The organism is Streptomyces sp. A01 (assembly GCF_059026195.1).
Genome location: NZ_JBWLKN010000005.1, coordinates 121,549 through 134,152, shown reverse-complemented (window position 1 = coordinate 134,152; position 12,604 = coordinate 121,549). Strand labels below are relative to the sequence as shown.

The following is a 12,604-nucleotide window of genomic DNA, read 5'->3' as shown; positions in this document are numbered from 1 at the left end:
GCCCGGTCTCATCGCGGGAGCGTGTGTCAACCCCGGGTGTGAGTACGCGAATCACACACTGTGTGACCGCGCTGTCACTAAACTCGGGTCACTGAGCGAATGTGGGGGACCGATGGAGCCCAACACCCTTCTCGACGCCCTCCTGGACGAGGCAGGCATTTCGCGCGTGGGCCTAGCCGCCCGCGTCAACACGGCCCAAGCCCAACGCGGAAAACGGTCGCGCTACGACCACACATCCGTTATCCGGTGGATCAAGGGACAGCGACCACGCGGCGGAGTGCCCGACCTGATCTGCGACATCCTCGCCGCACGACTGCAACGCCCCCTCACCCTGGAGGACATCGGCATGGGCAAGCCCGGCACGCCCGAGGCCGTCGCCGCGCCGCTCGACGGCTTCATCGATCAGTCCACCGCGCTGTGGCGCGGCGACCGGCAGCAACGCCCCGAGCTGCACACCGCCCCCATAATCACTGGACTGCGCGCAGTGGGCCCCGTGTGGGAGTGGGAAAACCCGCCCGAAGACTCGGACGTCTCCCGCCCGGGCACCCTCCGTGTCAGCACAGCCGACGTCGCCATGCTGCGGTCGGCGCGCTCCCACTACGAGCAGATGTACCGCAAGGCAGGCGGCGTCGCGACCAGAGCCCGCATCGTCGGCTTTCTCACGGCCGAGACCGCTCCACTACTACGTGGCGCCTACTCCGACGCGGTGGGGCGCGAGCTTCACCGCGCGGTCGGCGGCCTGACCGCCATCGCAGGCATCTGTAGCTACGACTCCGACACTCAGGGCCTGGCCCAGCGCTACTTCCACCAGGCGCTAAGACTCGCAAAGGCCAGCGGCGACCGGGGGTTCGGCGGGTACGTCATCGCCCTCATGGTCAATCAGTGCCTCTACCTGCGCGAATACCGGCAAGCGGTCGCGTTCGCCGAAGCCGCCGTCCGAACTGCTGGCTCGCATATCTCCCACGCGCTGGCCACCGACATCTACGCCATGCAAGCCAAGGCGTACTCCCGCATGGGTGACCAGTCCGGGGCGCACCTCTGTATGACACTCGCCGAGACGGCAGCCGGACGCATCTGCCGGGACGACGAGCCCGCCGAGACCGGCTACGTCCAAGCAGGATTGGTGGAAGCCCAGCTCGCCGATGCGCTCCTGCGCCTCGGGGACTTGGCTCCGGCCCAGACGTACGCCCGGCAGGCAGTAGACGTGCAGACACACGAGCGGGGCAAAGCCCATCGGCTCGCCACACTCACGGACATCGAGCTGCGACGCGGTGACGCCGAGCGCGCAGCCGCCACCGCGTCGGAGATGCTGGACACGGTGGCGGGAATGGAGTCCCGACGACTGAGAGATCGCCTGGTGACCGTCCGGAACAGCCTGACGGCACATGGGGGCAGCGCAGCCACCGAGACAGCTGACCGCATCGACGACACCCTGACCATCCCTATGTGATCAGGCACGTGGTGGGATGGGTGCATGGAGTGGAAGAACCTCGGCGAGCGCACCGTGTACGAGAACCGCTGGGTCACGGTGAACATGGCCGATGTCGAACTGCCCGACGGCCGTCACCTCGACCACACGGTCATCCGCCTGCGCCCGGTCGCCGTCGCCACCGTGGTCAACGAGGCGAACGAGGTACTGCTGCTGTGGCGGCACCGGTTCATCGCTGATACCTGGGGCTGGGAACTGCCGTCAGGGGGCATCGGCGAAGGCGAAGACGCCTCCATGGCTGCGGCCCGCGAGCTGGAAGAGGAAACCGGGTGGCGGCCAGGACCGATGCGGCACCTGCTGTCCGTCGATCCGCAGGTAGGCATCTCCACCTCGCGGCACCACGTCTACTGGGCGGAAGGTGCCACGTACGTCGGGGACCCCGAGGATGACTTCGAGTCGTCGCGGCGCGCGTGGGTGCCGCTGAAGACCGTGCCTGATCTCATCGGGCGCGGAGAGATCCGGTCGGCCAACGCGGTCGCCGCGTTGCTGATGCTGCACCGCCTGCGCCTAGGGTGACCGACCGCCGGTTTATCATCCTGACCTGTGGATATCCCCGACAGATTGATCGAGCTCCAGCAGGCCGCCGACGCCGAGCACTCCCGACTCCTCGCCCTCGACGGCGGCGCCGAGTACCGGACCCAGTGGGAGACCTGGCGCGAGGCAGCCACCACCGTGCAGGCCGCCGTCACCGCACACGCAGCCAACCACGGGCTGAGCCGCGCCGCTGTTGAGGCCGCACTGAAGAGGATCGTGCGGCACCCCGAGCCCGCCGAGTAGGCACCCCGGGCACGTGGCATCAGCCGCTCACCGGTTGCTCTTCGGCCTCCGCTCGATCTGCCCCGGTGGACGCCCCTGTTGCTGCTGCGTGGCTCGCGTCAGGTGGTACTGCGCTATGCAGGTGGAGCAGGCGTACACCGGGTGGTCGGCCCCGGCGGTGCGTGCCACGTACCGCACGGGGACGGCGTCGTCGCACGCGCCCTGGTGCCAGCTGCACCAGCCGGTCATGACGCTGTCCCGCCGAGTGTGGCGCTGATCGCGGCGGCGAGTGGGCTGATGTCGGTGAGCAGCCGGGTTCGGCTGGGCTTGATGCGCCACCAGAGCAGGTATTCGCGTTCGAGGCCGGGGATGAAGAGGAAGCTGCCGTCGTCCCCGAAGACCTGCACCCCGGCGGGCGGCTGGTAGTCCTTCGCCGCGCCGCACTTGATCAGCCAGTACAGGCAGCGGTCGGTGTCGTCCTGGATGACGGCCCCGCTGGTGTCGCCGAGGCGCGTCAAGGTGCCGATGCCCGCGATGAGAGGCACGCCCACGGCGTGCCAGCCGTGCCTGCCCACCACCAGCCATTTCACGCCGTTGCCCGGCGGAATCCACGTCAGTGGTGCGGTCGGACGGGGGCGGGCTCCGGGTCCGGGTGGCATGGTCGGCTCCAACGGCAGGCGACGTGATGACAGTCACATCGTGCCGACGAGGGAAGACCGCAGGTACCCCAACTTGGGGTACCTGCCCGCCAGTTCTCAGCTTGACAAGTCCAGACCGAACCACGAGTTGAGCGACCGCAATTCCTCACTCGTTCGCCGGTACTTCGTGTTGAGGAGTACGGCCGCATCCCGAGCCATGGGCTTGTACCGCGTGATCTGCGGCGCTGCCCGCCGGGCCCTCGCCAACTCTTTCAACGCCGCCTCCCGGCGGTCGGCGGCGATGTGTACCCGGGCGGCGTTGATGTGCCACGCACTGACCCGGGTAGGGGGAACCGTCGCGGGCAACTGCGTAGCCTTCACCGTCCTCTCCGCATCGCCCAGCCGCTTCAGCTCCAGCTGCGCCTGAATTTCGTGGATGGCGAGATTCCCTCGGCCGAAGACCAGGCAGTAGTGGCGACGGTCGTCACTTGTCGGCAGCTGCTCAAGTAGCTCGCGGGCTTCGCGGAGATGGTGCTCCGTGGCATCCGGGTCGTCGCCCCGAGAGGCCAGCGTCACCTCTCGGAGTCGCATCCCGCCCAGCACAGTCATGTACTCCGGGCCCCGCGCGGTCGCCTCTTCTGCGAGCCGTCGGCGGGCTACGTCCATCACTCGCAGGCCCGCCGCGTACTCGTGCGCCGACTTGAACGTCTCAACCCGGGCGTACTCCGCCAGGGCCATGAGCAGCGGGTCGGCGGCGAGAGCTGAAGACCACCGCAGGCGATCCTCTACCTGGCCACGAAGATCCGGGTACCCCAGTCGATACGTCAGAGTGTGCGTCAGGTCGTAGGCGAAGGCGAGTAGCCGGGCTGCCCGTCGCTGTTCCCGGCCAGTATGCCGATGCACCGCTGCGGTCAGCTCCTCCAGCAGGCCGGGCAGCACGCGGCCGAGGCGAGTGAGGTGCCCGGCGGATCGATACCTCATCGCGTTCCGCAGATCAGCATCAAGTTCGTGCAGCGGGCGAGGCCGCTCGAACCAGTCGGCAGGCAGATCCCAATGCCGCAGGGCCGCGCGGATGTCGGCGATAGGCGCATGTACTTGCTGGTCTTCTGGCTGCTGCCGGTATGGCTGGCCGGTGAGGTCTTCAATCGTTACGTGAAGGGTCCGCGCTACTGCGGTCAGCACGCTCGCTGTGGGCAGTCGTTCGCCACGCTCAACCTTTCGGATGGTGCCCAGCGACAAGTGCGAGTGCTCCGCCAGCCCAAGCTGCGTGTATCCGGCGAGTTTCCGGGCGCGTGCGATGCGAGCACCGGAGTGGGCGTCAGTGGGTTGTGACATGCTTATCTCCGTTCTGACCTTAGACATTCAGAACGGTACTCCCGGCTTCTGGCGGGAGCGGCGATCGGCCCTCACCAACGCGCGGTGGGGGCCGTCGTGTTGACGGCATGACGAAAGCCCCCTCGCCAGGCGGCGAGGGGGCGGCGATCACGATCTGCGGCGGTCCGGCGCCAGTGCAGGGGACTGCGGTGATGGTGACGGCTCCGGATCAGGGGCATCGTCACGGCGGCACACCAGCGCATCCGGATCACCAGCAGGCGGCTGGAGCGAATATCCATCCGGACACGCCGGGCCCCGCTCACCCGGCGGTCCCTGCTCACCAGGCGGCCCCTGCTCGCCCGCTGGGCCGCGCTCACCCGCAGGACCAGCCGCACCCTCCGGACCAGCGGGACCCGGCACACCCTGCGGACCCGTCGCCCCGTCCACGCCGTCAGTTCCGTCAGCGCCCGCTTGGCCCTCATCGCCACGTGACCCGTCCGCGCCCGGGGCGCCCTCGCTCCCATCCTCTCCATCGCTGCCCTCCGGGCCCGGGGTGCCGACCGGTCCGCGCGGGCCCGGGATCGGCACCGGCACCCGCTCCCGGTCAGGCAGGTCATCCACAGACTCGTCAGGGGGCGGTGCTTTCGGTGTGCCGCCCTTCGCCTGGATCTGGGCCCGCAGCGTCCGTACGTCCCCGGCCAGCGTCGCCACCGCGCCGCCCCGCCGGTCGGCCTCGGCGGCCAGCTGGTCCGCGCGCTCCGCCTCCGAAGAGATCCGCGCCCAGATGATGAGGACCGCGCCGGACAGAGCGATCAGCGTGCACACCAGCGCGATCGACCGCCAGCGGTGGGCGAGCACACGCTCGGTGCGGGTCACGGGTTCCCTCCCAGTCGGGCGAGTTCGATTCTTAGGCGGGTGATCTCAGCCAGGTCGGCGGCGCGCTGAGCGTGCAGCTCAGTGAGCTGAAGCCGCAAGCCGTCCCGCTCCTCCTGGAGATCCGTGGTGAGGCTGCTGTACGCGGTGATCGCGTTCTCGCCTTTCTTCCCGATGGCCGCCACCACGGCGCTCGCCAGCCCGCCGACACCAACCAGCAGCGCGCCCAATGTGGTGGCGTCCAACAGGTTCTCCTCTACAGGGAGCGAGGGGCGGGCCGGGCCACGGTCTCCGTCAGGCCGGGCCCCTCGGTTCCGCCGGAGGAGGCGATGGCGGTGAGCACGGCGAGGACGGCAGCCAGGCCGCCGACGGAAGCGGCGCCGGTCCAGTCCGCGTCCAGTACGCCGGTGGCGTTGGCGCCCAGGACACCGAGCGTGGCCTGGGCGGCGGTGCGCACCGCGCGTTCGCCGGTGGCCTTCCAGAAGGCAGCGGTCAGCATGGTGGCCCCTTTCACTTGAGCTTGAGCGTCTGGCCGACCGTGATCCGGTCAGGGTCTGGGAGGCGGTTGAGCCGCGTGAGCTTGGCCACCGTGGTGCCGTGCTTGCGCGCGATCGCGCCAAGGGTGTCGCCCTTGCGCACGGTGTACGTAGACGGCCGACTGCCGCCGGGCTTGGTCTTGATGCGGTCGGCGATGTCCTCCCGCCAGGCGCCCATGTCCGTGAACGGCGCGCCGTGCGGGTCGATCTTCCCGGGCTGCCACTCCTTGTGGGCGATGACCGAGCGGGCCGACCAAGCGTGCGCCCGGCACAGCGCGGCGGCCGCCTTCTCCATCGCCTCGACCTGCACCGCAGGCCAGGGGTCCTTGCCGTCGCCGAGGTTCTCGCACTCGAACCCGTAGAAGTGCCGGTTGCCGTCGGTGTTCGCCTCGTTGTCGGTCGGCGGCCGGGCCCCGTAGTCCTCAGCGATGACCGCGCGCAGCACCTCGTCGTCGCCTAGGCCCGCGTGGTTCGTGCGCCCGTAGCCGATCACGTGCACGGTGCCGTCCTTGGTGATGACGCCGTGGCATAGCGGGCCGGGCAACTGGGTGTGGCCGCGGCGGCAGATGCCGACGGTGTCGTGCTGGGCGGCGTCCGTGACGGTGTGGTGGATCATCACGCCGTGCGCCGGGCCCCAGGGTCCCTTGTGGTTGCGGTTGTGGTGCTCGGCGTCACCAACGACTCGCACGGTCAGGCCCTCGGCGCGGAGCGCGGCGACGAAGCGATCGAAGGACAGAGGTGTAGCCATGGCGCCCTCCTGGGCATGGGAAACGCCCCGGCCAGCAGGCTCGGGGCGCGGTGAACGGACGAGGTCAGGTCAGGTGGCGTAGCCGTACAGGAGGATGCCGCTGCCGGTACCGAACGCCCCGGCCGTGAAAGCGCCGGCGGTGACGGTCGGCGGTGTGCTCAGCCCGGCGTCCGTGCCACCGAAGCCCGGGGCCACGGAGGCGAGTACGTCGGCCACGGAGCCCTCAGACACGAGGTTCGGCACCGTGGACGCCTTGATCATCACGCCGATGTAGTGCAGCCCCGTGTACGTCGTCGTGTACGACGACGCAGCGCCTGCGGTGGCCTGTGCGATGGCGAGCGACTTCGCTGTGTTCGCCGCCCAGGCCGCGGTGAGCTGATCTGCCGTTCGAGCCAGGGCGACCTTGCTGCTGTTGTGGAGGGTGAACCACCAGTTCGTCGGTGTCACCATCGCCGTGCCGCCCGACACGAACCCAAGGTTCGAGATCACGGCGCCCCTGGGCAGCCAGATCGGCACCAGATACAGAGTGCCGCTGGTCGGGGTGTTGCTCGTGCCCGCGCGCAGCCGGGTAGTCGTCTCATGCCGCCCGGCCGGACGCATCAGCAGTTCCGTGACGCCCATCGCGTCGAGCGGGCTGGGATTCGGCTGGACGCTCTGGTCGTCCAGCGGCCCGGTGCTGCCCGCGTCGGCGAGGTCGTTCCCGTGCCGCGCCACGTTCGTGCAGGTGCTCGTGATCGACACCCCGTACGCAGCCTCACTGCCACTGCCCAGCATGCGGATCTTGTTGCCGGTGATCTGCACCCCGTCCGCGCTGGACGTGACCCGAATACCGAAGGAACCAGTCGCACGGCTGGCGCCCTTGATGTAGTTCGAGGCCACCTGGACGTCCGCACCGCCCTGGACGTGGACCCCATTACTGGACGGCTCGCGGATCGCGTTGCCGACGATCTGCGTACCGGTGCACGGGGCGCACGCGATACCGGACCCGCCGACCGAGTACACCCGGTTGCCGCTGATGACGCCGCCGACCCCGTTGACCATGCTGATCCCGGACCCAGCCTGGCCCCTGATGATGTTGCCGGTGATCGCGTACTGCTCCGCGTACTCGACCCGCACGCCGCCCTGAGACCCGTCACCGGTGGAGCCGTCGAGTACGTTGCCCGCCACCGTGCAGCCGGTGAGCTTGCCGGTCGCCTCGCCCTTCAACTGCACGACGTCGTCGTACCCCGTCAGATCGCGGAAGGTGTTGCCGACGATCGCGCCGCCCCGCGTCTCCTGGCTGGCGTTGGTCTGCGTGCCGGACGCGTCCGTTGTCGCGTTCGCGTCTCCGGTGTCGTTCGTCCACAGCCGTACACCTGCACCCATGTCGACCATCGTGTTGCCCTCGATGAGGCAGTCCTGCCAGGCGTACCCGCCCACCGCGTACTGCGTTCCGCCCTCCATCGTGCAGCCGCTCACCTTGATCCGCTTGTGCCAGCGTCCGATCGTCGCCGCGTGTGACCCGACACCGCGCGGCCACGCGGTGGTGCCGGACGTCCCGGATGGGCCGACGTAGCAGCCTCGCACCGTGACGTCCTCGCACGCCGTGTGGTCGTACGGGCCGAAGCCGCCGAAGACCGACGACGCCTTCGCCAGGTCGACCTGCACCGCCTCGCTGAACGTCCTGCCCCCGGGGTCGATGTAGCCGCGGAACCGGCAGTTCTCCACCGTCGCGTCCCTCGTGCTGTTCAACTCGACCGCGTGGTACCCGGGAACGTCGAGCACCTCCAGGTCGCGGATGGTGATGTTGCGCGCGTGGCCGATCGAGATGCACATCGCACTCGCAGTCAGCCCCGACGTGGTGCCGCGCATGTTCCACAGGCCGCCCTCGATCAGGATGTTCCCGTGGCCCGTGTAGCCGCCGAGGTTCTGGTCCGCGTCCCCGTTGAGCAGCAGCGTTCCGGCCACGTTCCGCCGGAACTCCGCGCCCGGCATCAGGGTGAGCCTTGTGTTGCCGTAGATGCGGAGCGTCGCGCCGATCAGGTACGTGCCCGCTGGCACGAGCACCCACCCACCGCCCGCAGTCCGCGCCGCATCCAGCGCGGCCTGGATCGCCGTGAAGTCGTTGCCCGTGCCATCGCCGAGCGCCCCGTATACGCGCGGGTTGTAGATCCGCATCCCGGACAGCTGGAGCAGCGGCGCGTCGAGGACGCCGGAGATTGATGCGTCCCCGGCGACGTCGAGCCCGTCCGCCGTCACGCCACCGGTAGCGGCGAGCCCGCCCGCGACCGCCGCACCGGCCGAGAAGGTCACGGGCGCGGTGACCGTGCCGCCCACGCCTTTCTGTAGGGCGTCCGCTGCCGCGCTCAGTGCCTGCTGCGCGAGCTCGCGCCCGGCCTGGTACCAGCGCACCGGTGTGCCGCCGGGCCCGTTGTACTCGTACTCGATCGCCGTCGCGTCGTCCACGCGGAACGTGCGGACTGCCCCCGGCGTCGCTGAGCCAGAGCCGTTCGTGCGCAGTTCAGCGATCGGTGTCGTGCCGTCCGCCTCATACAGCGCGGTGATCAGCTCAGCCGTCCCCGCGCGATAGATCAAGACCTGGTAGTTGGGGATGACGTTGCCCGCGGCGTCGGTGAGGACGTCGGCGGGGGTACCGCCGTAGGTGTACTGCGCCATGGCGCCCTCTCAGTCGATCCAGTAGGAGCCGGAGACGTTGATCCAGGGCGTCCCGTCCTCTGTGGGTCCGTCTTGGGACCACCAGATGACGCTGCCGGCCGGGCCGAGCGAGCTGGCCGTGTCGACGTCGAGGATTTCCAACTTGCCGACGCCGATGGTGACGGACCCGGCGAGGCTGGCCGTCGCTGCGTAAGCGCCCATCTGTTCCTGCGGGATGCAGTCGGAGGGCACGGATGCCACCCTGATGCCCTGATTCGGGATCACCGCCCCGTCGACTCTGGAGATCCGGCCGCGCAGCCATACCTGCGTGCCGGTCCGGCGGACCTGCGGGGCGTACGTGTCCGTCTGGTAGCCGCTGGCCAGGGTCAGGTCCCGCCATGCGGGGACCGGCTCCCACACGGTGATCCACGTGTTTGTCCCGCTGGCGGTCTTGATCCACATCGTGCCGTCAGCAGCGACAGCCACAGTGTGCTGAGGCGCGGCCGGGAGCCTGGTGTCCCGGTCGGCCAAGTTGGTGACGTGCTGGACGAGGTGCGGATCGAGCGCGGTTGCCAGATCCGCGATGGCGTCCGGGCCCAGCGGCGCGGAGCCACCCGCTGGCACCGGGAGTTCGGCGTAGCCGATGGTGGCCAAGATGCCTCCTAGGCAGAGAAGGTGATGGTCAGAGCGCCGCCGGTGACGGACATGTAGTCCCGGGTACCGCGGGCGTAGATGGCCAGCCCGCGCGCTGTGCCGGACGCGAGCTGGGAACGCCAGGCAGCGGGCAGCGTCGCGGTACCCCGGGCACCCACGGACAGACTCAGCAGCTCCTCCGGCCCATCGGAGATGTTCAACTGACCGGACGGGGGCGCGGTGTAGTCGTGTAGGTACAGGTGCAGGGCTCTGCGGGAGTTCGCGCCAGCGCCGGTCTTCCTGGTGAGCGCGACGCGCATGCTCGCCACGGTCTTGCCGGAGCACGCGGCCGCGATGGCGGTCCCGTAGAACCAGCCGCCCCGCAAATCGCCCCGCCCGCTGTAATCGCCCTGGTAGGGATTGTCGCGGTAATCGTCCCGGCGCCCCGAGCGCCAGGCTCCCGCTGCGGTTGACGAGATGGTGACCGCCCGGGGCGGACGGGTTGGCGGCGTGCTGGGCGACGGGTCCGCCGTCGAGGCCACCTTGAAATACACCTCAACTTTTCCGCTGACCTTGCGGACCCACGTCTCGGTGGCCTGCTGCCAGCCGCTACCCGACGGGGCGCCCGTGCCGTAGGTGGCCGCGCGGATCACCTGCATGTCGTCCATGACGTTCTCGGCCAGGGCCGCCAGCCGTGCCTCCTCTGCCTCGGCAGGGTCCTCACCCAGGCGCCACATCACCACGGGGCGGGCGCCCATACGTACTGCCACCCAGTCGTCGGGCGCCCGATCGCGGTAGGAATCCGCGCACGCCACGTTCAGCAGCAGTTGGCCGCTCACGTCGGCGTTGACGCCGGTCTCGGTCACGTCAACCACGCGCGCGGACACGATGCCCCCGGATGAGGGCCTCGTCTGCGTCAGCGCGCGGCCGAAGTCCTCAGCGGAACCCATCACAGCCTCCTGGTGGTTGTCCGGGTGGTGCACTGCATGGTGGGCGCGCCGAGCGTGTAGCTGTAGCTGTCGATCAGGTGCGGCTGCCACACGCCCGGGGAGGTCTCCACCTCGACCACATCGCCTGCCTCCAACGCTGGATTGCACGCCGCGGTGAATGCCAGGCTGGCCTGGACGCCGAGGGAGTCCGCGAGCCGGGCCTGGGCCACGTCGTTCGCCTGGTCCTGGCCGGTGATGACCGCGCTGGCGTACCGCTCTACCCGCAACCTCACCCCGGTCAGGCCACTCCGCTGCGGAGCGAGCGGATCATTCACCGGGTCGGGCCCGGCGTAGGTCAGGCTGTTCGGGTCGTCGTCCCAGGCGTACGCGGTGACGACCGCAGCCCCGTCGCCACCGTCGCTCGTGACGATCCACAGGTTGACCAGGGCCTCAGCGCTGGACTCCTCTTGGACCTCAACCAGGCTGCCGCCCTGACCACGGGCGATCCGCCACACCACCGGGTCCGCCAACGTTGGCACCGGGCCGACCGTGATCGTGCCGCGCGCGTCCGCCCAGATCCGCCCAGCCAGCGCCGCAGCGATGCCCGTGCCCGTGCCATTGGTATCCGTTCCGGCGGACAGCACACCCCACCGGTCATCGCTGACGATCTGCGGCACCGTGGTCTCCGGCGCGACGCCCGGCAGCCAGGCGACCGGCACCCCGGGCAGCGCCTCACCAACCAGATGCTCGACCAACTCACGGGCGGACGCCGGGCCGATGGTCCTCGCCGTGGGGAACTTGGCCTTCCGCAGCTCATCCTCGCGGCCAGCGAGTTCGACCGTCACCGTGCCCGTACGGGTGCGGACCGGCCGGCTGACCACGTAGTGCCCGGCCGGAATCCAGTCGGGGTCTCGCCGCTCCAGCTGCAACCCCTGCCACAGGCGCATGTTGGTGACGATGTCGTTGATGCCGTCCCGGCCGATGCCGACCCCGGCAAGCTCGGCGCTGGCGGTGTACCGCGTCTCAGCGGTCCCATCGCATTTCACCTGCGCTGAGCCGGGCACCAGATGCACCGGCGCCCACGTCACGCCGTCATTGGACCACTCTGCGCGGGCCGGGCGCCGGATCGCACTAGGCAGCGCTGCCAACGCCGCCGCGCTGATCGGCAGCATCAGGCCGCACCGTTCGTCGCCAGAGACGCCCAGGAGCTGTAACCCACGGCCACCGCATCCCACGAGGGCACCGTGACGCCGAGGATGTCCCACGACCAGCCCGGCATCCGCATCGCCTGCCCAGCCGTCGGCGGCCGCTCCACCTCGATGACGCTCGCGGTGAACGTCCGCGCCCCGGCCGGCGTGGTGTCGAGCGCTTCGGCTGGCGAGCCGAGCAGCACGAACTGATCCGGCCGGTGCGCGTCGCTCCTGGTCTGGAGCAGCCGGACACCGGGGGTGGTCAGTAGCCGCCGTACGACCTCGATCGCGTCGCCCTCCGCGTCCAGAGTGATCTCGCTGGCCGCCGCCCCGTACACGTCCTGCGCGGTGACCGGGTAGGGGCTGCCCAGCACGTCCGCCCGCTCAATTCGCTCCGCCCACTGGAGCTGCGGCCAGGCCGTCACCGTGACCCGAGCAGAAACGCCCGGCGCATCGATCGACTTGATCCACACGTCAGCGGGTGCGGTGGGGTCCGGGAGGCTGACGGACACACTGGACGCCGGACCGGTCGAGCCGTCGGCGTACGTCGGCCGCGCGGTGTATGTCACCGCCCGGCCGAGAGGCGGCTCATGGTCGTAGCCGACACCCACGCCCTCGATGCACCAGGCGAGGTCTGCCCCGCGCACCGGCACCGGGCCGGCCGCGCCCGGGTCGAGCCGCGTGATCAGCACCCGGCGGACATCGGCGGCCGCCGGGAGCGGGGCGGCCGCCGTGTAATTCACGGACAGCACCACCCCATCCCACGTCGGGTCCACGATGGCCGTCAGCCACCCATCCGCACTCACCACCGGCGTAGGCACCACCACCGGCGGCGCCAGCGGGTCCACGATCATCGGCACTGCC

Annotated in this window: 15 protein-coding genes; 3 read left to right on the top strand and 12 right to left on the bottom strand. The window is 69.9% G+C overall.

The features are described from left to right. Nucleotides 1-112: 112 nt before the first annotated feature. From AC5P1B_RS08485 to AC5P1B_RS08475, 3 genes are read left to right on the top strand one after another with little or no spacing between them, the layout of a single operon-like run. A complete protein-coding gene (locus tag AC5P1B_RS08485; protein WP_493885967.1) occupies nt 113-1,450 on the top strand; it encodes an NsdA family TPR-like regulatory protein in 1,338 nt (445 codons plus the stop codon). Nucleotides 1,451-1,474: 24 nt separating this feature from the next. Next, nucleotides 1,475-2,005 carry an NUDIX hydrolase gene (locus AC5P1B_RS08480; RefSeq protein WP_493885966.1) on the top strand — a complete coding sequence of 177 codons (531 nt, stop codon included), beginning with the start codon at nt 1,475-1,477 and terminating at the stop codon, nt 2,003-2,005. 27 nt (nt 2,006-2,032) lie between these two features. Continuing rightward, nucleotides 2,033-2,266, top strand: coding sequence for a hypothetical protein (locus tag AC5P1B_RS08475; RefSeq protein ID WP_493885965.1), 234 nt, complete (start codon nt 2,033-2,035; stop codon nt 2,264-2,266). A gap of 27 nt (nt 2,267-2,293) precedes the next feature. Here AC5P1B_RS08475 and AC5P1B_RS08470 read toward each other — a convergent pair whose 3' ends face one another. The 12 genes from AC5P1B_RS08470 to AC5P1B_RS08415 all read right to left on the bottom strand — a co-directional run bounded on the left by AC5P1B_RS08470 (nt 2,294) and on the right by AC5P1B_RS08415 (nt 12,600). Continuing rightward, nucleotides 2,294-2,494, bottom strand: coding sequence for a hypothetical protein (locus tag AC5P1B_RS08470; protein ID WP_493885964.1), 201 nt, complete (start codon nt 2,492-2,494; stop codon nt 2,294-2,296). Next, on the bottom strand, nt 2,491-2,904 hold the full coding sequence (locus AC5P1B_RS08465; RefSeq protein ID WP_493885963.1) for a hypothetical protein: 414 nt from the start codon (nt 2,902-2,904) through the stop codon (nt 2,491-2,493). Before AC5P1B_RS08465 ends, AC5P1B_RS08470 begins: the two co-directional genes overlap by 4 nt. Nucleotides 2,905-3,000: 96 nt before the next feature. Continuing rightward, nucleotides 3,001-4,245 (bottom strand): helix-turn-helix domain-containing protein, encoded by a 1,245-nt coding sequence (locus AC5P1B_RS08460; protein WP_493885962.1) that lies wholly within the window; start codon nt 4,243-4,245, stop codon nt 3,001-3,003. Between the two features lie 120 nt (nt 4,246-4,365). Beyond that, entirely contained in the window at nt 4,366-5,073 is a 708-nt protein-coding gene (locus tag AC5P1B_RS08455; protein WP_493885961.1) for a collagen-like domain-containing protein, read from the bottom strand. Next, nucleotides 5,070-5,315, bottom strand: coding sequence for a hypothetical protein (locus tag AC5P1B_RS08450; protein WP_493885960.1), 246 nt, complete (start codon nt 5,313-5,315; stop codon nt 5,070-5,072). Before AC5P1B_RS08450 ends, AC5P1B_RS08455 begins: the two co-directional genes overlap by 4 nt. Nucleotides 5,316-5,326: 11 nt before the next feature. Then, nucleotides 5,327-5,569: a holin gene (locus tag AC5P1B_RS08445; protein WP_493885959.1), complete on the bottom strand. Its 243-nt coding sequence runs from the start codon at nt 5,567-5,569 to the stop codon at nt 5,327-5,329. An 11-nt stretch (nt 5,570-5,580) separates the two neighbouring features. Continuing rightward, nucleotides 5,581-6,354, bottom strand: a complete 774-nt coding sequence (locus tag AC5P1B_RS08440; RefSeq protein WP_493885958.1) for a LysM peptidoglycan-binding domain-containing protein — start codon at nt 6,352-6,354, stop codon at nt 5,581-5,583. 69 nt (nt 6,355-6,423) lie between these two features. After that, complete coding sequence (locus tag AC5P1B_RS08435) at nt 6,424-9,009, bottom strand: right-handed parallel beta-helix repeat-containing protein (RefSeq protein WP_493885957.1); 2,586 nt, start codon at nt 9,007-9,009, stop codon at nt 6,424-6,426. Nucleotides 9,010-9,018: 9 nt separating this feature from the next. Then, nucleotides 9,019-9,642, bottom strand: coding sequence for a hypothetical protein (locus tag AC5P1B_RS08430; RefSeq protein ID WP_493885956.1), 624 nt, complete (start codon nt 9,640-9,642; stop codon nt 9,019-9,021). Between the two features lie 8 nt (nt 9,643-9,650). Further along, nucleotides 9,651-10,571 (bottom strand): hypothetical protein, encoded by a 921-nt coding sequence (locus AC5P1B_RS08425; RefSeq protein ID WP_493885955.1) that lies wholly within the window; start codon nt 10,569-10,571, stop codon nt 9,651-9,653. After that, nucleotides 10,571-11,638 (bottom strand): phage tail protein, encoded by a 1,068-nt coding sequence (locus AC5P1B_RS08420; protein WP_493885954.1) that lies wholly within the window; start codon nt 11,636-11,638, stop codon nt 10,571-10,573. Before AC5P1B_RS08420 ends, AC5P1B_RS08425 begins: the two co-directional genes overlap by 1 nt. A gap of 83 nt (nt 11,639-11,721) precedes the next feature. Then, nucleotides 11,722-12,600 (bottom strand): hypothetical protein, encoded by an 879-nt coding sequence (locus tag AC5P1B_RS08415; RefSeq protein ID WP_493885953.1) that lies wholly within the window; start codon nt 12,598-12,600, stop codon nt 11,722-11,724. Nucleotides 12,601-12,604: the final 4 nt, after the last annotated feature.

Excerpts from the sequence above, each read along its gene's own strand:
- AC5P1B_RS08445 (WP_493885959.1), bottom strand. The coding sequence starts at position 5,569 with ATGCTGACCGCTGCCTTCTGGAAGGCCACCGGCGAACGCGCGGTGCGC.
- AC5P1B_RS08460 (WP_493885962.1), bottom strand. The coding sequence starts at position 4,245 with ATGTCTAAGGTCAGAACGGAGATAAGCATGTCACAACCCACTGACGCC.
- AC5P1B_RS08465 (WP_493885963.1), bottom strand. The coding sequence starts at position 2,904 with ATGCCACCCGGACCCGGAGCCCGCCCCCGTCCGACCGCACCACTGACG.
- AC5P1B_RS08480 (WP_493885966.1), top strand. The coding sequence starts at position 1,475 with ATGGAGTGGAAGAACCTCGGCGAGCGCACCGTGTACGAGAACCGCTGG.
- AC5P1B_RS08425 (WP_493885955.1), bottom strand. The coding sequence starts at position 10,571 with ATGGGTTCCGCTGAGGACTTCGGCCGCGCGCTGACGCAGACGAGGCCC.
- AC5P1B_RS08440 (WP_493885958.1), bottom strand. The coding sequence starts at position 6,354 with ATGGCTACACCTCTGTCCTTCGATCGCTTCGTCGCCGCGCTCCGCGCC.
- AC5P1B_RS08470 (WP_493885964.1), bottom strand. The coding sequence starts at position 2,494 with ATGACCGGCTGGTGCAGCTGGCACCAGGGCGCGTGCGACGACGCCGTC.
- AC5P1B_RS08485 (WP_493885967.1), top strand. The coding sequence starts at position 113 with ATGGAGCCCAACACCCTTCTCGACGCCCTCCTGGACGAGGCAGGCATT.
- AC5P1B_RS08435 (WP_493885957.1), bottom strand. The coding sequence starts at position 9,009 with ATGGCGCAGTACACCTACGGCGGTACCCCCGCCGACGTCCTCACCGAC.